This window comes from Prauserella aidingensis (genome assembly GCF_024171865.1).
Lineage (GTDB): Bacteria > Actinomycetota > Actinomycetes > Mycobacteriales > Pseudonocardiaceae > Prauserella > Prauserella aidingensis.
Genome location: NZ_JAMTCN010000002.1, coordinates 367916 through 388833 on the forward strand (window position 1 = coordinate 367916; position 20918 = coordinate 388833).

Annotated in this window: 20 protein-coding genes; 10 read left to right on the top strand and 10 right to left on the bottom strand. The window is 70.8% G+C overall.

The window, feature by feature from the left end:
• The first annotated feature begins 7 nt into the window (after positions 1-7).
• The gene (locus LY13_RS03680; protein ID WP_253826800.1) at positions 8-808 is read left to right on the top strand and encodes a metallophosphoesterase; all 801 of its coding nucleotides are present in this window, start codon (positions 8-10) and stop codon (positions 806-808) included.
• 129 nt (positions 809-937) lie between these two features.
• The gene (locus tag LY13_RS03685) at positions 938-1819 is read left to right on the top strand and encodes an endonuclease/exonuclease/phosphatase family protein (protein ID WP_253826689.1); all 882 of its coding nucleotides are present in this window, start codon (positions 938-940) and stop codon (positions 1817-1819) included.
• 111 nt (positions 1820-1930) lie between these two features.
• On the opposite strand, the gene LY13_RS03690 is transcribed toward LY13_RS03685, so the two are convergent.
• Both LY13_RS03690 and LY13_RS03695 read right to left on the bottom strand, forming a co-directional pair.
• Positions 1931-2302, bottom strand: coding sequence for a YccF domain-containing protein (locus LY13_RS03690; RefSeq protein WP_253826690.1), 372 nt, complete (start codon positions 2300-2302; stop codon positions 1931-1933).
• Between the two features lie 112 nt (positions 2303-2414).
• The gene (locus LY13_RS03695) at positions 2415-3176 is read right to left on the bottom strand and encodes a PhzF family phenazine biosynthesis protein (protein ID WP_253826691.1); all 762 of its coding nucleotides are present in this window, start codon (positions 3174-3176) and stop codon (positions 2415-2417) included.
• A gap of 143 nt (positions 3177-3319) precedes the next feature.
• Between LY13_RS03695 and LY13_RS03700 the strand changes: the two genes are divergently transcribed.
• Together LY13_RS03700 and LY13_RS03705 are read left to right on the top strand one after the other, a co-directional pair.
• Positions 3320-4981, top strand: coding sequence for an AMP-binding protein (locus LY13_RS03700; protein ID WP_253826692.1), 1662 nt, complete (start codon positions 3320-3322; stop codon positions 4979-4981).
• 166 nt (positions 4982-5147) lie between these two features.
• A complete protein-coding gene (locus LY13_RS03705; protein ID WP_253826693.1) occupies positions 5148-5756 on the top strand; it encodes an HAD family hydrolase in 609 nt (202 codons plus the stop codon).
• 78 nt (positions 5757-5834) lie between these two features.
• Here the strand turns inward: LY13_RS03705 and LY13_RS03710 are convergent, their stop codons facing one another.
• Entirely contained in the window at positions 5835-6068 is a 234-nt protein-coding gene (locus LY13_RS03710; RefSeq protein ID WP_253826694.1) for a hypothetical protein, read from the bottom strand.
• 165 nt (positions 6069-6233) lie between these two features.
• On the opposite strand from LY13_RS03710, the gene LY13_RS03715 reads away from it, so the two are divergent.
• Entirely contained in the window at positions 6234-6620 is a 387-nt protein-coding gene (locus LY13_RS03715; protein ID WP_183785390.1) for a cold-shock protein, read from the top strand.
• 110 nt (positions 6621-6730) lie between these two features.
• Here LY13_RS03715 and LY13_RS03720 read toward each other — a convergent pair whose 3' ends face one another.
• The 3 genes from LY13_RS03720 to LY13_RS03730 all read right to left on the bottom strand — a co-directional run bounded on the left by LY13_RS03720 (position 6731) and on the right by LY13_RS03730 (position 10252).
• The gene (locus LY13_RS03720; RefSeq protein WP_253826695.1) at positions 6731-7225 is read right to left on the bottom strand and encodes a DUF2771 family protein; all 495 of its coding nucleotides are present in this window, start codon (positions 7223-7225) and stop codon (positions 6731-6733) included.
• 10 nt (positions 7226-7235) lie between these two features.
• Positions 7236-9335 (bottom strand): MFS transporter, encoded by a 2100-nt coding sequence (locus LY13_RS03725; RefSeq protein ID WP_301298348.1) that lies wholly within the window; start codon positions 9333-9335, stop codon positions 7236-7238.
• Between the two features lie 116 nt (positions 9336-9451).
• On the bottom strand, positions 9452-10252 hold the full coding sequence (locus tag LY13_RS03730; protein WP_253826697.1) for a glutaminyl-peptide cyclotransferase: 801 nt from the start codon (positions 10250-10252) through the stop codon (positions 9452-9454).
• 110 nt (positions 10253-10362) lie between these two features.
• Here LY13_RS03730 and LY13_RS03735 point away from each other — a divergent pair, with 110 nt between their 5' ends.
• Entirely contained in the window at positions 10363-11145 is a 783-nt protein-coding gene (locus LY13_RS03735) for a DUF3027 domain-containing protein (RefSeq protein WP_253826698.1), read from the top strand.
• The gene (locus LY13_RS03740; protein WP_253826699.1) at positions 11129-14083 is read left to right on the top strand and encodes a sacsin N-terminal ATP-binding-like domain-containing protein; all 2955 of its coding nucleotides are present in this window, start codon (positions 11129-11131) and stop codon (positions 14081-14083) included. The genes LY13_RS03735 and LY13_RS03740 overlap by 17 nt, the downstream gene beginning before the upstream one ends.
• A 428-nt stretch (positions 14084-14511) precedes the next feature.
• Here LY13_RS03740 and LY13_RS03745 read toward each other — a convergent pair whose 3' ends face one another.
• Entirely contained in the window at positions 14512-14784 is a 273-nt protein-coding gene (locus tag LY13_RS03745) for a DUF2530 domain-containing protein (RefSeq protein WP_308216262.1), read from the bottom strand.
• Between the two features lie 45 nt (positions 14785-14829).
• On the opposite strand from LY13_RS03745, the gene LY13_RS03750 reads away from it, so the two are divergent.
• The 3 genes from LY13_RS03750 (at position 14830) to LY13_RS03760 (ending at position 18214) form a co-directional block, all read left to right on the top strand.
• On the top strand, positions 14830-16290 hold the full coding sequence (locus tag LY13_RS03750; protein ID WP_253826700.1) for an NCS2 family permease: 1461 nt from the start codon (positions 14830-14832) through the stop codon (positions 16288-16290).
• Positions 16291-16414: 124 nt separating this feature from the next.
• The gene (locus LY13_RS03755; protein ID WP_253826802.1) at positions 16415-16873 is read left to right on the top strand and encodes a MarR family winged helix-turn-helix transcriptional regulator; all 459 of its coding nucleotides are present in this window, start codon (positions 16415-16417) and stop codon (positions 16871-16873) included.
• Between the two features lie 111 nt (positions 16874-16984).
• Complete coding sequence (locus LY13_RS03760) at positions 16985-18214, top strand: MFS transporter (RefSeq protein WP_253826701.1); 1230 nt, start codon at positions 16985-16987, stop codon at positions 18212-18214.
• A 436-nt stretch (positions 18215-18650) separates the two neighbouring features.
• On the opposite strand, the gene LY13_RS03765 is transcribed toward LY13_RS03760, so the two are convergent.
• The 3 genes from LY13_RS03765 to LY13_RS03775 all read right to left on the bottom strand — a co-directional run bounded on the left by LY13_RS03765 (position 18651) and on the right by LY13_RS03775 (position 20883).
• Positions 18651-19274 (bottom strand): superoxide dismutase, encoded by a 624-nt coding sequence (locus LY13_RS03765; RefSeq protein WP_253826702.1) that lies wholly within the window; start codon positions 19272-19274, stop codon positions 18651-18653.
• Positions 19275-19520: 246 nt separating this feature from the next.
• The gene (locus tag LY13_RS03770) at positions 19521-20213 is read right to left on the bottom strand and encodes a biliverdin-producing heme oxygenase (RefSeq protein ID WP_253826703.1); all 693 of its coding nucleotides are present in this window, start codon (positions 20211-20213) and stop codon (positions 19521-19523) included.
• A 40-nt stretch (positions 20214-20253) separates the two neighbouring features.
• Complete coding sequence (locus tag LY13_RS03775) at positions 20254-20883, bottom strand: TetR/AcrR family transcriptional regulator (RefSeq protein WP_253826704.1); 630 nt, start codon at positions 20881-20883, stop codon at positions 20254-20256.
• Positions 20884-20918: the final 35 nt, after the last annotated feature.

A 20918-nucleotide genomic window follows, 5' to 3' on the forward strand; every position in this document is an offset into this window, starting at 1 on the left:
AAGAGTGATGGACGGGGACATGTTCGTCGTCGGTGACGTGCACGGACACCGCGACGAGCTGGCCGACGCACTGCGTGAGCGCGGCCTCATCGACGACTCCGACGACTGGTCGGGCGGCACCGCGACGCTGTGGTTCCTGGGGGACTTCGTCGACCGCGGGCCCGACGGGATCGGTGCCATCGAACTGGTCAGGGAGTTGCAACGGCAGGCTTCCGACGTGGGCGGGCGTGTCGAGACACTGCTCGGCAACCACGAGATCCTGCTGCTCGGCGTCCACCGGTTCGGCGACGAGGACGTACCGTCCGATTTCGGCCCGCGGAGTTTCGCGCGCAGCTGGGAGATCAACGGCGGGTGCCGGGCCGACCAGGACGGGCTGACCGACGATCTCGTCGAATGGCTGGCGACGCGGCCGATGCTCGCGTGCGACGGCGACCACCTGCTGATGCACTCCGACACCCTCGAGTACCTCGAGTGGGGTTCGTCGATCGAGAAGATCAACGACACGGTCCACGAGGTGCTCGCGGGTGACGACATCTCCCGGTGGTGGGACGTGTGGCGGCGGATGACCACGCGGTACGCGTTCCGCGGGCCGCACGGCCAGGACGCGGCCCGTGCCCTGCTCGACGACCTGGGCGGACAGCGCATCGTGCACGGGCACAGCGTGATCGCCGATCAACTCGGCATCCACCCTGCCGACATCGAGCAGCCGTACCTGTACGCGGGCGGGACGGTCCTGGGCATCGACGCCGGCCTGTTCGCGGGTGGTCCGTGCCTCGTCGTCCCGTTGCCGTACGTGCCCGAAGACTGACCGGCTGGGCCGACCGGGTGTCGGCGGCGTTACGAGGCGTGGTCGGGGTGTTCACGCGTTCGTGGTTGGCGGGGTCGCCGGGGCGCCATAGTGTCCGGGCGGATTGTCGTCGAAGTCCAGGAGTGTCCGATGAAGCGGTCCGTCACCGTCCTCGCCACCGCGCTCTTCGCCGTGGGGCTCGCAGGCCCCGTGGCGTCGGCAGGCCCACCATGGGGCGGTCCGCCGCCGGTCGAGTTCACCGTCGCGTCATACAACATCCACGCCGGCATCGGCGCGGACGGGGAGTTCGACCTCGACCGCACCACGGCTGCGATCGCGGAGACCGGCGCCGATGTCGTCGCGCTGCAGGAGGTCGACCGGCACTGGAGCAGCCGCAGCGAATACCGGTCGGTGATCGGCGAACTCGCCGACCGGCTCGACATGCACGCGCGGTTCGCCCCGCTCTACTCGCTCGAACCGCCGGAGCCCGGGGAGCCGCGCCGGGAGTACGGCACCGCCGTGCTGTCGCGCTTCCCCGTCGCGGAGTTCACCAACCACGACCTGACCCGGCTGTCCACACAGAACTCCGAGGCCGGGCTGCAGCAGATGCCGGGCTTCGCCGAGGTCGTCGTCCGTGCCCGCGGTGCACTCGTCCACGTCTACTCGACCCACCTCGATTACCGCGGCGACCCCACGGTCCGCGAGATCCAGGTGGCCGAAACGCTCGACGTCCTCGCCGAGGACTCGGACGCCCCACAGCTGCTCATCGGCGACTTCAACGCCGAGCCCGCCGACCCCGAGCTGGCTCCACTGTGGACGAACCTGAACGACGCGTTCGCCGAGGCCGGTAGCGGCGAGGGGCTGACGTTCCCTGCCGCTGAGCCGGTCAAGCGCATCGACTACACGGCCGTGTCCGAGGATGTCGACGTGCTCGACGCGTACGTACCGGACACCGACCTCTCGGCAACGGCGTCGGACCACCGGCCCGCCGTGGCCGAGGTCGCGGTGCCGCGGGACCGGGCGGCGCACTGATTCCCTGCCGCACCGGCGGGGATCACCCGCCGGTGCGGCAGGTCGCGCAGTACGGAAGCCGTGCCCACGGAGCGAGCCGCGTGGGACGCGCGCCGCGGTCGTCCCGGTCGGTCAGGTGGGCACGATCTCCCGCCCCAGCGGCACGAGCGCCACGGGAACGAGTTTGATGTTGGCGACGCCGAGCGGGATGCCGATGATCGTGAGGCACAACGCCACCCCCGTGACGAGGTGGCAGAGCGCGATCCACCAGCCGGCCAGCAGTATCCACAACACGTTGCCGATCACCGAGGGTGCACCGGCGTCGCGGCGTTCGGTGATCGTGCGCCCGAACGGCCACAGCGCGTACCGGGCGATGCGCAGGGATGCGAGGCCGAACGGGATCGTCACGACCAGGATGCAGCACACGATGCCCGCGATCAGGTAGCCGACCGCCAGCCAGAAGCCGGCGAACACGAGCCAGATCACGTTCAGCAAGAAGGTCACGTCGCCAGTGTTCCGGAACCGGCCCCGCGTCGGCCACCCGCTGAGCCCCGGGTCTCACGCGCCCTCGTCCCGCTCCGGTCGGGCCGCAGGCGGGAGCGGGACGAGGCGACGGTCAGGCCACGAGGGTGCCTTCGACGATCGTGACGGCGCTGCCGGAGAGGACGACGTCGTCGCCGTCGAGGCGGGTTCCGACGATGCCGCCGCGTGGGGAGGCCTGTTCGCCGGTGAGCTCGGTGCGGCCGAGGCGCTGCGCCCAGTACGGCGCCAGTACGCAGTGCGCCGACCCGGTGACCGGATCCTCGGGAATGCCGATGGCCGGGGCGAACATGCGGCTGACGAAGTCGACACCGTCGGTGTCGGACGGCCCGGTGACGATCACCGAGTGCGGATGCAGACCCGTCAGTTCGTCGGCGTCGGGCTCGCACGCACGCACTGCGGCCGTGTCGTCGCTGACGACCAGCAGGAATCCCCTGCTACGCCGCACCTCGATCACCGGCAGCGACGGCAGGGCGCGGGAGACGTCCACGTCGACGGGACCGGCGGGTGGGTCGGCGGGCAGCCGCATGTCGATACCCGTGTCCGTCCGGGTGCAGCGCAGCTCACCGGAGGCGGTGGTGAACGTCTGTGAGCCTCCCAGCGCGTGGGCCGCCGCCAACGTCGCGTGTCCGCATAGCGACACTTCTGTCGTCGGCGTGAACCAGCGGAGCGGTTTCGGCTCCTGCGTGGTGACGACGAACGCCGTCTCCGCGTGCTTCATCTCTGCGGCCACGTTCTGCATCCAGCCCTCGTCGGCGGGCTCGCTGAGCAGCACGATCGCGGCGGGGTTTCCTCGGAAGGCGGTGTCGGTGAAGGCGTCGACGACGTAGAGGCGCATGGCCACACGGTAGAACCCTCGGTTCGCGCCGCAGCCCGTCGCCCGCTCCTGCCACCCGCCCCCTGGCGAGTCATGGCCTGGCGGCGCTCAGGTCCCTAGACTGACCGGCGGAAACGTCAATGCTGACGCCCGAGGAGCACATCATGACTTCGCCCGCCGCCGCGCCCGCCCTCCCCAGTTACGCGTCCGGAACGTCGGACGTCCCGTTGCTCGGCGACACGATCGGCGACAACTTCGACCGGACGGTGGCGGCCCACGGGGATCGTGACGCGCTGGTCGACCTGCCGTCGGCGCGGCGGTGGACGTATCGCGAGTTGCAGGCCGACGTCGACGCACTGGCGCTCGGGTTGCTCGCGAAGGGCGTGTCGAAGGGCGACCGGGTCGGCATCTGGGCACCGAACTGTCCGGAATGGACGTTGACGCAGTACGCCACGGCCAGGATTGGGGCCGTGCTGGTCAACATCAACCCGGCCTACCGGGCGCACGAGCTCGAGTACGTGCTCAACCAGTCGGGTATTCGCATGCTTGTCGCGGCGGAGAGTTTCAGGACCTCCGATTACGCCGCGATGATCGACGAGGTGCGGCCGCGCTGCGATTCGCTGTCCGACGTCGTGCTTCTCGGTCGTCCGGAATGGACGGAGATGTTCGAATCGGACGGTGACACGGCGAAACTCGCAGCCGTGTCGAAGGAACTGTCCGCCGACGACCCGATCAACATCCAGTACACGTCCGGCACGACCGGATTCCCCAAGGGTGCGACGCTGTCGCACCACAACATCCTCAACAACGGATTCTTCGTCGGCGAGCTCTGCAACTACACCGAGCAGGACCGCATCTGCATCCCGGTGCCGTTCTACCACTGCTTCGGCATGGTGATGGGAAACCTCGCCGCGACGAGTCACGGCGCGTGCATGGTGATCCCGGCGCCGGGATTCGATCCGAAGTCCTCGTTGCAGGCGGTGCAGGCCGAGCGCTGCACCTCGCTCTACGGCGTGCCGACGATGTTCATCGCCGAGCTCGCCGAGGACGATTTCGACGACTACGACCTGTCGACGTTGCGCACCGGGATCATGGCCGGTTCGCCGTGCCCGGTCGAGGTCATGAAACAGGTCATCGAGCGGATGGGCATGGCCGAGGTGTCGATCTGCTACGGCATGACCGAGACGTCACCGGTGTCCACGCAGACGCGCGCCGACGACACCATCGAACGTCGAGTGTCGACCGTCGGCAGGGTCGGTCCGCACCTCGAGGTGAAGGTCGTCGACCCGGCCACGGGCCTGACCGTGCCGCGCGGTGAACCCGGCGAGCTGTGCACCCGCGGCTACTCGGTGATGCTCGGCTACTGGAACCAGCCCGACAAGACCGCCGAGGCCATCGATTCGGCGCGGTGGATGCACACCGGTGACCTCGCCGTGATGGACGACGACGGCTACGTCAACATCACCGGCCGGATCAAGGACATGGTCATCCGCGGCGGCGAGAACATCTACCCGCGCGAGATCGAGGAGTTCCTGTACACCCACCCCGACATCCTGGACGCCCAGGTGATCGGCGTGCCCGACGCCAAGTACGGCGAGGAGCTCATGGCGTGGGTGCGGATGCGCGAGGGCGCGGAGCCGCTGACGGCCGAGTCGTTGCGGGAGTTCTGCCAGGGCAAGTTGGCGCACTACAAGATTCCGCGCTACGTCCAGGTCGTGGACGACTTCCCGATGACGGTCACCGGCAAGGTGCGCAAGGTCGAGATGCGGCAGCAGGCCGTCGAACTGCTGGGCCTGACCGGCCACGCCGGCTCCGCCCACGCCTGAGCTCCGGTGCCCAGCGGCCCCCGAGGTCTGCAACACGGGCCCCGAGAACCGCAACACGGGCTCCTGAACCCGCAACACGGGCCCCGGGATCCGCAACACGGGCTCCCGGATCCGCAACACGGGCCGTGGGCGTAGTGGCGGGTGGCGGGCGATTACCGTGGTCCGGGTGCTGACCTGCGTGGGATTCGACCTGGACATGACGTTGATCGACCCGCGGCCCGGAATGGCCGCGGCGATGAACCGGCTCGGCGACGACAACGACCTGCCGCTCGACGGCGAGTACTTCGCCGCCCACCTCGGGCCGCCCCTCGACCACTCGCTGCGCGGATTCGGCACGCCCGAGGAGAAGATCCCCGACCTGATCACACAGTTCAGGGCGAACTACCCGGAGATCGTCGTGCCGCAGACGGTCGCGTTGCCCGGTGCGCAGCAGGCGCTCGACGTCGTGCACGAGCTCGGCGCCACGACGCTCGTGGTCACCGGCAAGTACGGGCCGAACGCCGACCTGCACGTCAAGGCGCTCGACCTTCCGGTCGACACACTCGTCGGGGACCTGTGGTCGACGAGCAAAGCGGCCGCGCTGACCGAGCACAGGGCGCCGGTGTACGTCGGCGATCACGTCGGCGACATGCGCGGCGCGCAGGCGGCGGGCGCCGTGGCCGTCGGGGTGGTCAGCGGGCCGTGCTCGCGCGACGAACTCGTCGAGGCCGGCGCCGAGGTGGTGCTGGACTCGCTGACCGAGTTCCCCGACTGGCTGCGCCGCACGTTCCCGTAACCGTCTCGCAGACCTGCGCCCGCGGGGCGTGGCCCGAGGAACGCGTGCCGGGAGACCGTGGCGTGCGGAACGCTCCGGTCAGGAGCCCTTGTGCTCGCGGACGAGGGCGATGAGCCCGAGCCCGAGGCCGAGCGGCGTGATGACCCCCGCCGCGACCGACAGCCACACCGGGAGGTCCTCCATCCCGGCCGCGAACAGGACGAACACGACGATCACGGCGAGCATGCCGACGGCGAACAGTCCGACGCCGAGTCGCATCAGCAGGGGCTTTCGGGTGCCGGCCGCCTGCTCGTCCGAGGTGCTGGTCGTCATGGCTCCCAATAGTAGAGCGTGCAATGTCCTGGAACGCACCGTGTGTGGCGAGATAAGCTTGACGGTACGCGCGTCCTGGGTACGCAGACCTGGGGCGCGTTCGTCATGCGGGACGGGCACAGCCGCCCGCACCGCGGTCAGAGCAGCGAAGGAACGGTGAGGGAAGTGCCGACCGGCAAGGTCAAGTGGTACGACGCGGATAAGGGGTTCGGCTTCGTCACGCAGGACGGCGGCGAGGACGTCTTTATTCGGAAGGCCGCGTTGCCGCAGGGTGTGGAGTCCCTCAAGTCCGGTCAGCGGCTCGAGTTCGGGGTGGCCGACGGCCGCCGCGGCCCGCAGGCGCTGTCGATCCGGCTGCTGGACGCGCCGCCGTCGGTCGCCGAGGCGCGCCGCCGTCCCGCGGAGGAGCTGCACGGCATGGTCGACGACATGATCAAGCTCCTGGAGGCGACGGTGCAGCCGGAGCTGCGCCGCGGCAGGTACCCGGAGCGGAAGAAGACGAAGAAGATCGCCGAGGTCATGCGGGCCGTCGCCCGCGACCTCGATCCGTAACGACGCAGGCCGCCCGGTCACGACACCGGGTCACGGCAGAACGCAGGCCCCGGCGCTCGATCACGACGCCGGGGCCTTGCTGTTGTCGGAGCTCGCTTCGGAGCGGCCGGTCAGGTCGCGGAGTTCTGCAGCGACCAGATGCCGCGGGTGACGAGTTGCGGCTGCCCGTTCTCGTCGACGATCGGGTTGCCCTGCTGGTCCACGCCGTAGGCGGCGCCGATCTGCTGCACCTCGATCACGGCCACGCGGTCCTTCGACGTCGGCGGCGTGGCGGTGTAGGCGTGCTGCGAACCGTCGGTGAACGCCTGCTGGTCGATCGATTCCTTGCCGGTCTCGGTGTTGACGTACTGGACGATGATCACCCACGGGGTGTCGGCGACGCTGCCCGGAACCGACACCTGCACGGGCATGCCGGGCCGGACGTCGAGGTTCACGGGACGGTGCTCGTCGCCGCACTGCTTCAGGACCTCGTCGCAGTAGATGAGGGGAGCGGCGACGGTCGAGTCGCCGTCGGCGTAGAACGTGACCTCCGGGTCGGGTGCCGCCGAGCAGCCCGTCACGAACAGTGCCGCGCAGGCCAGCAAGGCTCCTACCGCTCGTCGCATGCGCTTCAGGTTACGGCTCGCGTGCGGGTTCGGCGGCTGTGGGTCCTCCGGCGGGCCCTCCTGCGGGACCGTTCGCGCCACCGGTGGCCGAACCGCCTCCGGGACCGCTCTCGTCGCCGTGAGACCCGCCGTACCGCGACACCCGGGTGCCGCCCTTCGCCTGCCTGTGCCCGGTCGACGCCGTTCGCGTGGCCTGCGAGCCGGACCTGCGGCTCGCCGCGGACCGCAGCTTCCGGCCGACCTTCGCCGCTCCGACCTTGGGGACGAGGGATGCGCCGCCGCGGGCGAGCCACGTCTGCGTCAGGCCCAGGGCCAGCAGCACGGACACCGTGAGGAATCCGATCCAGTACGTGGGCGGCAGCAGCAGGCCGACGGCGCCGCCGAACACCCACGCCAGCTGCAGCACGGTTTCCGACCGGCCGAACGCCGACGCCCGCGACTCCTCGGGCATGTCCTGTTGGATCACGGCGTCGAGGGAGTTCTTCGCGAGCGCGCTGGCGGTGGCGCCGGCGAGCCCGACGATCGCCGCGGTGGTCAGGCCCGAGGCGACGGCGGCGAGGACCGTCGAGGCCAGCGCCGAGGCCACGCACACCAGGATGACCTGGTCGGGTTTGCCGAAGTGCATGCGGGAGCCGATGGCGTTGCCGATGAACCCGCCCGCACCCGCGGCGGCGCCGATCACGCCGAGCATGACCAGCTGCATGAACGGGCTGTAGTCGCCCGCCTCCGTCTGCTCCTTCACGGCGAACGCCGCGAACATCATCAGGAACCCGGTGAGGAGGCGGATCGACCCGTTGCCCCACAGCGCCACCGTCGTGTGCTGACTCATGGGCGTGCGTTTCGGCTTCGCCTGCTTGTCGGCCCCGGTGGCGTGGTGGTCGGTCAGTGACGCCGGGACCTCGCCCTCGGTGACCTCGACCCACGACGGGATGCGCATCGCCTGGAACGCCCCGACCCCGCAAATGACGGCCGTGTACCAGAGCGCGGCCGACGAGCCGAGCAGCGAGTTGAGTCCGGCCGCCACCGCACCGAACGCACCGCCCGCGGCCAGGCCGAACACGGTCAGCCGCGCGTTGGTCTTGGACAGAGTGATCTCCGGGGGCAGGACCCTCGGGGTGACGGCGGCCTTGAGCACCATGAACGACTTCGACAGCACCATCTTCCCCAGCGCCGCCGGGTAGAGGATCCAGCTGTCGAAGTTCAGCGCCATCAGCACGCACATCAGTAACTGGCCCGCGCTGGCGATACACATGGCGAGCCTGCGGCCGCGCTGGATGCGGTCCAGCGCAGGGCCGATCACGGGCGCGACCAGCGCGAACGGCGCGATGGTGATGAGCAGGTAGAGCGCGACCTTGCCACGGCTCTCGCCGCTGCTGGCCGCGAAGAACAGCGTGTTGGCCAGCGCGACGGCCATCGCCGCGTCGCTGGCGTAGTTCAGCATCACCGCGTACGTGAGCGACGTCAGCCCGGACTTCTCCGCGCCGTCGGCCTTCGCGGCCCGCTGGAACGCGCCGACGGCCTTGCCGGACAGCTCCCTGCTGCGCAGCGCGGCCACGCGGGTGACGGTCAGCTTGCGCGGCGTCTTCGGGCCCGCGTCGAAGCCGTGCTCGGCCTCGTCGGGGTGTTGCGGACCGTTCGGCTCGCCCGGAGGCTCCGCGGGCCCACCGGGACGTTCCGGTGCGGGGCCGTCGGCAGGCGGGTAGCCGCCGGTGTCGTAGTAGTCGCCGAAGTCACCCCGGGTACCGGGCGGCTGCGGCGCCTGTTCCCACGGCCGCGGCGGGTAGGGCCGTGACCCGCGGGGCGGCGTGGGGATCGCGCCGGTCGGGGCGTTGTCGGCCGTCACGCTCGGCGGCTGGGGTGGTTGTGGAGGCCGGGACGGCTGCGGAGGTGGCGGCGACTGCGGGTGCCGGGGTTCTTGCCGGGGCTGTTGCGGGTGCTGGGCCGCCTGCGGTTGCTGCGGAGGCGGTTGCGGCCGACCGCGCCGGTCCTGCGGGCCCGGGCCGTGGTCCTGTGGCCTGCGGGAGTCCCGGGTAGGGGTGTTCTCGGCGGGCGGTTGCTGTGCACCCGGTTCGGGTGTCCACCTCCGCTTGCCCCGCTTGTTCGACCCCATGCGCTCAATCCTGCCGTACTCGTCCCCGGCCCGTCCGGGTGATGCACCACTCGGCCCGTGCCGGCTGTGACCGGACCCGCTGCGACCGCCCCCGCTGTGACCGGCCGCGCGACCGCTCAGTTCGCAGGAACGAACGCCACCCTGAACATTTTCGGCCACAGCTTGCCCGTGATCAAAAAGCGGTCCGACCCGGGGTAGGCGGCGATGCCGTTGAGCACGGCCTCCGGCGACGTGACCTCGCCCTCGTCGAGCAGTCCGGACGCGTCGACACGTGCCGTGACGCGCCCGCTGCCGGGGTCGATCCGCACGATGTCCTCGGTCTGCCACACGTTGGCGTAGACGTCGCCGCCGACGCATTCGAGTTCGTTCAGGTTCTCGACCGGCTGTCCGGCCTCGGTGACGTCGACCGACCCCTGCGCTGCGAACGTCTCGGGGTCGCGGAACGTCAGCGTCGCCGAGCCGTCGCTCATGACCAGCCGGTCGTCCTGGTCGCAGAGGCCCCAGCCCTCGCCGTCGTAGGACACGCGGCGGCGCTCGGCGAGCGTGTCCGGGTCGCGTTCGATGGCGACGCCGCTCGTCCACGTGAGCTGCCACACCCCGGAGTCGGTGACGGTGATGCCCTCGCCGAAGAACTCGTCCGGCAGGGAGACGCTGCGGTCCGGCGGCCCGCCCGCCGGGCCCGCGGTCAGCCTCGACTGCCCGTTGCGTCCCGTGCCCTCGTAGAGCGTGTCGCCCGCGAACTCGAGGCCCTGCGTGAACGCGGTCTCGTCGTGCGGCAGTTCCTGCTCGACCTGCACGCGCAGCTGCTCGACGCCCTGTCCCGATCCCGTCCGCGTGCCCTGGCCGTGGTCGGCGTCGCCGGGAGCGCACGCCGTGACGACCGCGGCGGCCACGAGGAGGGCCGATGCGTGTTTCACGCCGTCGAGCCTCGCACAGGTGGGCTTCCGCCGTCCGTCCGCCGTGGGGGTGGCTGGGCGTTTCGGCGGCCGCCCCAGCGAGGGACGGCCCGTGCGGCACAATGGCGACCATGACGTTGCCTCTCACCCTCGACGACGGTGCGAACCGGCAGAAGCTGGTCGACGCGGTGGAGACGGCGCGCGAAGCGGCCGTCCTCGACGCGGGCGAGGAGCGTGTGGGTGCGCACGTGGGCGTCGAGCACGAGGACGCCGTGTCCGTCAGCCACCTGTTCGACGCCCTGCTGCCCGGCTACCGGGGCTGGCGCTGGTCGGTGACCGTGGCGGTCGCCGACGCGGATGCCGACGCGGCGGTGACGGTGAGCGAGGTCGTGCTGCGGCCCGGCCCGGACGCGCTCGTCGCGCCGAGTTGGGTGCCGTGGGAGCGGCGGGTGCGGCCCGGCGACCTCGGTGTGGGCGATCTCTTCCCTCCCGAGGCCGGTGACGACCGCCTGGTGCCCGCGTACCTGGACGTCGACGACCCCGAGGCGACCGAGACCGCCCACGAGCTCGGTCTCGGCAGACAGCGGGTGATGTCGCGCGAGGGCCGCGAGGACTCGGCCAGGCGCTGGAAGGGCGGCGAGTTCGGCCCGCGCGCCGACATGGCCCGCAGCGCGCCCGCGACCTGCGGTACCTGCGGCTTCTACCTGCAGCTCGGCGGTTCACTGAAGGCGGCGTTCGGCGTGTGCGGCAACGAGTACGCGCCCGCCGACGGGCACGTCGTGCACGCCGAGTACGGCTGCGGTGCGCACTCGGAGATCAAGGTCGAGACGACGTCGTCGGTGCCGGTCGCCGAGCTGGTCTACGACGACTCGCTGCTCGACATGGAGTCCGCGACGGGTGAGCGGCCTGCCTGACGCCTTCGGCCTCGACCGGCTGCGCGCCGCCGTGCTGCGCGCGTGGCGGGATTCGCCGACCAGGCTGACCGAGGACACCAACGCCGAACGTGACCTGCGCGCGGGCGGCTACCGCGACCGGCTGGTGGTCGAACTGGCCCAGAACGCCGCCGACGCCGCCGCTCTGGCAGGCGAACCGGGCCACCTGCGCGTCACGGTGACCGGCGGGCAGCTGCGCGTGGCCAACACCGGGGCGCCGCTCGACGAGGCGGGCGTCGCCGCGCTGGCGTCGTTGCGGGCGTCGGCCAAACCGGCGGACACGGTCGGCCGGTTCGGGGTCGGCTTCGCCGCGGTACTGGCGGTGACGGCGGAGCCGCGCATCGTGTCGCGCACGGGCGGGGTCGCCTTCTCCGAGCAGCGTACGAAGGCCGAGGCCGGCGCAGCCGACGTGCCGGTACTGCGGCTGCCGTGGGAACTCGGTGACGACGAGCCGCCGGTGCCCGAGGGGTTCGACACCGAGGTGCGGCTTCCGTTGACCGTGCCCGCGGGCGAGGTGCTGGACACGATCGCCGCCGAGGTGCCGGACCTGCTGCTGGCGCTGCCGTGGCTGACGCGCGTGGACGTCGACGGCCGCACCTGGTCGCGTTCGGCCGCCCCGGGCTCCGGCGTCGTCACACTGAGCACGCCGGAGGGGACGGCGCGGTGGCTGACCCACGTCGACGACGGTGTGGTGTGGGCGCTGCCGGTCGACGACAGCGGGACGCCGCTGCCGTTGGACGACGACGTGCTGCACACGCCGACACCGACGGACGAGCGGTTGTCGTTGCCTGCTCGGCTGTTCGCACCCGTTCCCGTGGAACCCTCGCGCAGGCGCGTGCTGACCGGCGAGGCGGCTCGTCCCGTACTCGCCGCGGCGGCCACGGCGTATCCGGGACTGGTGCGGAGACTCGCGTCCGCCGACCGGAAGGCACTCGTGCCGTCGGCGCGCTTCCCGTTGTCCGAAGTGGACTCGGAGTTGCGCGACCTCGTGGTCGCGCAGCTGTCCGAACAGGACTGGATTCCCGCGGCGGCGGGCGGCGACCTCGCGGGGAGTCGGACCAGGGTGCTGCCGGTGGACGCGCCGGAGCTGGTCCGCCTGCTCGCCGACGTGGTTCCCGGGCTCGCCACCGCGTGCGGTCACGCCGCTGCCCGCGTGCTCGAGACGGTCGGCGCCCGTGCGATCGGCGTCGCCGACGTCGTCGAGGCGCTCACCGGGATCGACCGGGAACCGACGTGGTGGCACGGGCTCTACGACGCGGTGCTGGCGGCACTCGACGCGCGGCAGCTCGACGCCGCCGAGCTCGGCGCCCTCCCGGTGCCGCTCGCCGACGGCCGCACCGTGCCGGGTCCGCGAGGAGCGCTGGTGCCGGAGTCCGCACCGGAGGAGTCCGGTCTGCCGGTACTCGCCGGGCTCGACGTGGTGGGGCTGCACCTGGTGCACCCCGACGCGGCGCATCCGCTGCTCGAACGGCTCGGCGCGCAGCGCGCGGGCCCCGCGGAACTGCTGGAGGCGCCTGCGCTGCGCGAGGCCGTGGAACGCAGCGTCGAGGACGCCGTGTCAGGAGTGGACGTCCGCCCACTCGTCGACGCGGTGCTGCGGCTGGCCCGTGACGGCGACGCGACCGGCCTGGGAGCCCTCGCACTGCCTGCGCGCTCGGGGTGGCGCAGGGCCGACGAGCTGGTGCTGCCCGGCGCGCCGGTGCTCGACGTGTTCGACCCGGAGTCCGTCGGCGAGGACGGCGCGCTCGACGTGCTCGACGACGCGTTCGCCGAATCCCACGACCCGGCCGTGCTGACCGCACTCGGCGTGCTGGACTCGTTCGCCCTGGTCGTCGACGACGAACCCGCCGATGCCGACCACGAACTGCCCGACGAAACGGCGTGGTGGGAGGCGACGGCACCGCCGCGGGTGCGTGCGGTACGTGACCTCGACCTGGTCGCCGACGACGCGTGGCCCGCGGCGATCCGGCTGTTGGCGCAGCGGCCGGAGACGTGGCGCGCGCTGACCGAGCCCGGCGGCCACACGCCGTGGTGGCTCGCCCGGTTCGCACTTCTCGACGGCCGCGCTCCCGCGGACTGGCGGATGCCCGGCGCCGGCGACCTCGCCGGGCTGTTCGACCCGGTGCCGGACGTGGGGCTGTCGCCGGAGCAGCTCACGGCGGTGGGCGTCCGCACGGCACTGCCTGATGCGACCACTGTGGACACCGACGACGTCGCGGATCTGTGCGACCGGCTGGCCGATCCCGATCGGGCGGTGCCGCTCGGCCTGACGCTGCGGGTGCATCGACTGCTGGCCGCGGGACACGTCGATCCGCCGGACAGGGTGCGCACGCTCGACGGGGCCGTCACCGACGCGCGCGACGTGGTCGTGCTCGACGGGCCGTGGCTGCTCGGCGCGCTCCCGCCCGCGAGGTTCGTGGCCTGCGAGGGCGGTGAGTCGGGTCGCGGTGCGGGAGAGTTGGCGGAGGCGTTCGACCTGCCGCTCGCGAGTGTCGTGATCGACGCCGAGGTGAGCAGCGACGGCGAGTTCGCGTCGTGGACGCAGCTGCCCGCGGTCGCCGAGGTGGCCGAACTGCTGGGTGTGACGCTGCCCGGCGGCGGTGTCGTCGTGCACGAGCGGCTGACGGTCGCGGGCGCCGACGTCGGAGAGGCCGACGTGGACGTGCCCTGGTGGTACAGCGTCGATCCGGACGGCGACGATCGTCACGGCACCGCTGCTGAGGGCCTCGGTGTCGACGGGGCCCGTGTCGACGGGGCCGGTGTCGACGTGGCCGGTGTCGACGTGGCCGGGGTGCTGCACGCGTCCGACACGTCCGACGGGCTGGCCAGGGCTTTCGCATGGGCAGCCGGGCTGTGGGCACGCCGCTGGGAGATCGCCGCCCTGCTCGACGACCCGGACCCGCGCACGCTCCTCGGCTGAGTAACGGTCGGGCTGAGCAACGGCCGAACTGAGCAACGGCCGGGCTGGGCATCGGCCGGGTGCGGGCCGGCGGGGTCTGCGGAGCGTCGGCGGGGTCTGCGGAGGACCGGGGAGTCCGGTTCCCGCTCGGATCAACGCCGGCGCGGCCGCTGCCGAAATCCGGCGACCCGGTGGGGGCGGGCCCCGAACGAGGGGGAGGTGTACGGGGCCCGCCACTTCCAGAGTACGGAGTGATCGGCGGTCTGTCCCGTGGTCTAGAGCAGGCGTTGCGGACTCGTGTTCCGCCGCTCGACCGGCGGATCCATCGCTCGTGCGGCTCACCACGGTCGAGCCTGAGCAGGCGTGGGACTGCGGGTGGCGCGGGGTCGGCGGGGCCGAGCGGTGTGCGTCCCGCGGTACGGGTCACGCGGGCCGGGGCGGGCGGGGCGTCAGAGGTCGCGTTGGGCGCCGCGGGAGCCGTGGCGCGAGGCCGTGGTCTGCCATGTAATGATTCCGAAGCCGACGCACCCGAGTCCCCCACCGGCCAGCGCTGTCCAGGTCCATGTGTTGTCGGCGCCGGTGACGAGCAGGACGACCAGGGCGACCAGCCACGCCGTGGTGCCCACGAGTGCCGGTGCCCACAGTCCGACGACGGGTTTGGGCAGGGCGGGAACCGGTCGAAACGGGCCTGTAACTCGTCGGGTCTTGCCGGGTGTGTCCACGTGGGACAGGCTACCGCTGCCGTGTGTGAAGCGAGGTGGGTGACAGTGGCTCAGGAGAGCACCGAAGAGGGCAGGGAGAACCCGAAGAGCGGGTTCGACCGCTTCTTCAAGGTCAGCGAGCGAGGCTCGTCGGTCGGCCGCGAGGTGCGAGGCGGGCTCGTCACCTTCGTCGCGATGGCCTACATCATCGTGCTGAACCCGCTCATCCTCGGCAGCTTCTCGCCGGACGACCCGTCGGCGAAGACCGACGTGACGGGCGCGATCCTGGGCGTGCCGCAGGTCGCGGCCGTCACGGCGCTGGTCGCGGGCGTGATGACGATCCTGATGGGCCTGGTGGCGAACTTCCCGTTCGCGCTGGCCGCGGGCCTGGGCATCAACGCCCTCGTCGCCTACACGATCGCCCCGCAGATGAGCTGGGGCGCTGCGATGGGCCTGGTGGTCGTCAACGGCATCATCGTGCTGATCCTGGTGCTCACGGGTGTCCGCACGATCATTTTCAAGGCGGTGCCACCCGCGTTGAAGGCGGCGATCGCCGTCGGCATCGGGCTGTTCATCTCGCTGATCGGCCTGGTCGACGCCGGGTTCGTCACGCAGGGCGACGGCACGCCGGTCCAGCTGGGCGCCGGCGGTTCGATCGCGACGTGGCCGACCCTGGTGTTCGTCGTGACGCTGATCGTCATGGCGATCCTCGTCGCGCGGGGCGTCAAGGGCGGCATCCTCATCGGTGTCGTGATCGGCACCGTGCTGGCGCTGGTGGTCGAGGCGATCGTGAGCGCGGGCCCGTCGGGCGACGACAACCCGGGCGGCTGGGCGTACGGTTACCCGGCGTTGCCCGACAGCGTGCTCGGCGTGCCGGACCTGTCCCTGCTGGGCAGTTTCAACTTCGACGCGTGGGTGCAGATCCCGGCCATCTCGGCGGCGCTGTTGGTGTTCAGTCTCGTGCTGACGGATTTCTTCGACACGATCGGCACGATGACCGGTCTCGGCAGGCAGGCGGGCCTGGAGAAGAACGGCACGCTGCCGAACACGAGCAGGGCGCTGTTCGTCGACTCGGTGGGTGCCATCGCGGGTGGTGCGGGTTCGGCGAGCTCGAACACGGTGTACGTCGAGTCGGCGGCCGGTATCGCGGAGGGCGCGCGCACGGGCTTGGCGAACATCGTCACGGGCGGGCTGTTCCTCGTCGCGATGTTCTTCACCCCGCTCTACGAGATCGTTCCGATCGAGGCCGCGGCGCCTGCCCTGGTCATCGTGGGTGCGCTGATGATCAGGCAGGTCGCCGACATCGACTTCTCGGACCTGACGGTCGCATTGCCTGCCTTCCTCACGATCGTGGTCATGCCGTTCACGTACTCGATCACCAACGGGATCGGCGCGGGCTTCGTCAGCTACGTCGTGCTGCAGGCCGCCACGGGCAAGGCCCGCAACGTGCACCCGCTCATGTGGGTCGTCGCGGTCGCGTTCGTCGTCTACTTCGGGATCGGCCCGATCCAGTCGATGTTCGCCTGATCGTCCGATTCGCCCCTCGCATGTGCTGTGGGTGTCACCGGTTCGGGTGTCGCCCACAGCACCATCTGTGCAGGTCGCAGAGATCGTGAGCTAAACTAATCAAGTGTCCGAGCCTGTAGACGGTCTGACCGCCTCGGTTCCCTCCGAGCCGGGCGGCCGGTCCGAGAACCCTTCGCTGGCGAGCCGGTTGCGGCTGTCGGTGGTGCGGCTCAATCGCAGGCTGCGGGCACAGCGGACCGACACCGACCTGTCGTTGACCCAGGTGGCCGCGCTGTCGACGCTCCACAAGCACGGCGCGATGACACCGGGGCGGCTCGCCGCGCACGAGGGTGTTCAACCGCCGTCGATGACGCGGGTGATCGCTGCGCTCGAACTGGTCGGCTATGTCGAACGGGCTCCGCATCCGACCGATGGCAGACAGGCCATCGTCGAGATCACGGAGTCGGGTACGGCCTACGTCCACGAGAGCATCTCGGTTCGTGAGGCGTGGCTGGACGAACGGTTGCAGGAACTGAGCGGCGAGGAGCGCGAGGTGCTCTCCAGGGCCGCCACGATCATCGAACGCATGGCGGGACACAGCTGAGGCCCGCCTGCCAGGAGGCGACAACCCGGCGTGGCACTGACGGATAGCGACACCCAGGCTCGACCGACCGCTGACGCTATCCCGGGAACCCGCCGAAAGGCCCCACCAGGCATGTTCGGATCACTGCGCGTGCGCAACTACCGCCTGTTCTTCTCGGGGCAGGTCGTGTCCAACATCGGCACGTGGATGCAGCGCACCGCCCAGGACTGGCTGGTGTTCACCCTCAGCGGCAACGATCCGGTGGCGCTCGGTGTCGCCGTGGCGTTGCAGTTCCTGCCCACGTTGCTGCTGTCGTTGTGGGCGGGTGTGCTGGCGGACCGGATCGACAAGCGCAAGCTGCTGTTCGCGATCCAGGCGTGCATGCTCGTGCAGGCCACCGTGCTCGGTGGGCTCGCCGTGAGCGGCGCGGTCGAGTTGTGGCACGTCTACCTGCTGTGTTTCGTCCTGGGGACGTTGTCGGCGCTGGAGGTGCCGACGCGGCAGTCGTTCGTCGCGGAGCTGGTGGGCAAGGAGCAGGTGGCGAACGCCGTCGCGCTGAACTCGTCGGTCTTCAACATGGCGCGCATCGTCGGGCCCGCGATCGCCGGGTTGGCCATCGTCGCGGTCGGTGAGGGGTGGCTGTTCCTCGGTAACGCCGTGTCGACGCTCGCGGTGCTGGCCGGTCTCGCGGCGATGCGTCCGGGCGAGCTGTACCGGGGGAAGGCCGTGGCGCGCGGCAAGGGGCAGTTGCGCGAGGGGTTGCGGTACGTGCGCGGCAGGCCGGATCTGATGGCGATCATGCTGCTGATGTTGTTCGTCAGCACGTTCGCGATCACGTTCTTCACCTCGCTCGCGGTCGTCGCGGGCAACGTGTTCGGTACGGAGGCCGACGGTTACGGCATGCTGTCGACGCTGCTGGCGGTGGGCACCTTCGGGGGTGCGCTGTTGTCGGCGCGGCGGGGGAGCAAGGGCAAGCCGTCGATGCGGCTCCTGTTGGGGGCGGCGATGGCGCTCGGCGTGCTGGAGTTGGCGACGTCGTTCATGCCGACCTATCTGGCGTTCGGCCTGGCGCTCGTGCCGTTGGGGCTGGCGACGATCACGTTCCTCAACACGGCGAACGCGCTGGTGCAGACGTCGGTCAGCCCGGAGATGCGCGGGCGGGTGATGGGGCTGTACGTGCTGATGGTGATGGGTGGCAATCCGGTCGGCGGGCTGCTCACCGGGTGGATGGCCGAGACTTTCGGCGGGCGGTCGCCGTTCTACATCGGCGGTACCGTGGCGATGCTCGCGGCGGTGATCTGCGCAGCCGCCATGGCCAAGGCGCGCGGCGACCACTTGCGCGACTTGCTGAGGTTAGGCTAACCTCAGAGACGTCGCTTCGTGGTGGGAGCGGCAGTCAGTTCGGGAACGGACGGGGCCCTGGCCGCTGGAACCGGCCAGGGCCCCGTTCCCGTAAGACCCACATTACCGCCGGCGGGCGCGAATACGTCGAAGCGCCGTCCCGGCCCGTCAGCCTTGCGGAACGGTGGGTACGGCAACCTCCGCACGTGCTCTCGTTCGTCCGCTGAGGCAGCCGGTCCAGAACACCCTTGATCTCGGCATGCTGCCGACCCCGGTAGTTCTGGTCGGACCCGTTGAGCCCCGCGAGAACCTCCGCATCCGGCGAGCTTCCGGATCTGCTCCTCGGTCATGCCCGCGGCGACGAAGCGCCGCTCACGACGAAGGCCCCGCACCGGAGCGTGTCCGGTGCGGGGCCTTCGCGTGGTTCGCCCGAGTCGACCTCGGCGGCCGGGAAACCTCAGGCCTGCAGCAGGCCGTTGCGGCCGGCCTTGGCGTCCTCGAAGCGCTTGCCGATCTCGGCCCAGTCGAAGACGTTCCACAGGGCGTTGACGTAGTCCGGCTTCACGTTCTTGTACTGCAGGTAGAACGCGTGCTCCCACACGTCGACCAGCAGGATCGGAACCGTCGGCAGGACCAGGTTGTTGTGGTGGTCGCGCAGCTGCTGGGTGATCAGCGTCTTGCCGATCGGGTCCCAGGACAGCGCGCCCCAGCCGTTGCCCTGGATGGTGGTGCAGACCGCCGTGAACTGCGCCTTGAACTTGTCGAAGGAGCCGAACGCGTCGTCGATCGCGGCCGCGAGCTCACCGGTCGGCTTGTCGCCACCGTTCGGCGACAGGATCTTCCACCACACCACGTGGTTGGCGTGGCCCGCGAGGTTGAACGCCAGCGTGGTCTCGAGGCCGACGATCGAGCCGAAGTCGTTCGCGTCCCGGGCGGCGGCGAGCTTCTCCAACGTCTGGTTCGCACCGTTGACGTAGGTCTGGTGGTGCTTGCTGTGGTGGAGCTCGTTGATCTCACCCGAGATGTGCGGCTCGAGTGCGCCGTAGTCGTAGTCGAGGTCGGGAAGCTCGTACGTGGGCATGAGCCCTCCTTCGTCGTTGAGGTCGCTTGCGCAGTCCGTCTCGTGTGCCAACCTAGTCGCCGCCGCGGGTGCTTGCTAACCGGGTGGGCGTGAGTTGACCTTGCTCCCTCGACCTCACTGGAGGTCAACGACGTGTCAGATGGGTCACGCCACGAAGTCGTCCCTCGAACCGGTGATCGCGCCCGGTCGGTGCGGGTCGGCCCGGTCGGGACGCACCGGTCCACACCGCTCGCGCGACGAGGTTTCTCACGCCGCGCGGTGAGTCTCCACGGCGCCGGCGAGATCGTCGAGCACGGCGATGTTGAGCTCGAACGCGCGGAGGGTCTCGGCCATGATCCGCTCGTGTTCGGCCTCGTCCCACGGCGCCGCGTCGAGCAGTGCCCGGTACCGCGTGCGGAACGCCGACGGACTGCCGAGCGCCCCGAAGTCGTAGAACCGCGAGCCGGGACCCGTCACGCCGTACGTCCGCTCCAACAGTTTGCCGACCACCTGGCCGCCGGCGAGGTCCCCGAGATACCGCGTGTAGTGGTGTGCGACGAACCCGCCCGCCCAGTCGTAGGCGACCTCGCGCAGCCGCTCGACGTAGGCCCGTGTGGCAGGCGTCGGCGTGATGCGGTCGCGCCAACCCGGTCCCGCGAGCCGCTCGAGATCCACGACGAGGGCCTGCGTGCGGTGCAGCTCCGGCACGACGAACGGTGCGCCGATCTCGTCAGAGGCCATCGTGTCGGCGGCGTCCTCGAGGGTCGAGTAGATGAAGTAGTACTGCTCGGCCAGCCTCGTGTAGCCCTCGAGCGTCAGCCGCCCGTCCAGCAGCGCGTTCATGTAGCGGGAGTGGTGCGCGCGGTCGTGCACCTCGCGGGTCGAGTGCCGCAGTACCTGCGAGAACGGCGCCTGCGACTCGGTCTCCGGCTGTCCGGGGTGCACTGCCTGGTCGGTCACGACGCCTCCCGCGCTTTCTGACAACGTGTCAGAAACGAGCCTAGCCGTGAGTGGGCGCCTCCGGCGATGCTTCGCGCGGAATTACTCCGACCGCGCGCGACACGAACGCCACCGCGAGCTCGATCGCCTGCGGCAGTTCCTCCGGCGGGACGTCGACGACCTGGCGGGCACCGAGTGCCGCGCTGACCATCGGCGCGAGCACCGCGACGTCCTGCCGCGGCCAACGGCCACGGTCCATGCCCTCGGCGAGGATGTCGGTGAGCATGCGGCCGATCGGGTCGGCGTGCGCGGCGATGCGGCGGTACGACGACGGCGCGAGCGCCGAGGCCAGCGTCGCACCGGGCGGCAGGTGGTAGTCGGCGAGCGTCTCCAGCTGCAGGCGCGCGAACACGGCGAGCTTGTCGGCAGGGTCGTCGACCGCGTCGACGGCGTCGGTCAGCCGCGTGACGTACCGGGCGACCTCGTCCTCCACGAACTCGACCAGCAGGTGCTCGCGGTCGGGGAAGTGGTTGTAGATCGCGGTGCGGCCCACGCCCGCCTCCGCGGCGACCCCGGACAGCGTGATCGCGTCGAACCCGCGCTCGTACAGCTGGTTCCGGAGGGCGTCGAACACCTTCTCGCGCACCTGCCTGCGGTGCTCGTCCAGCGAGCTTCCGATGATCTTCGGCATCGCCGCGCCTTTCGTCGCCGGGCCGGAGTGGTCGC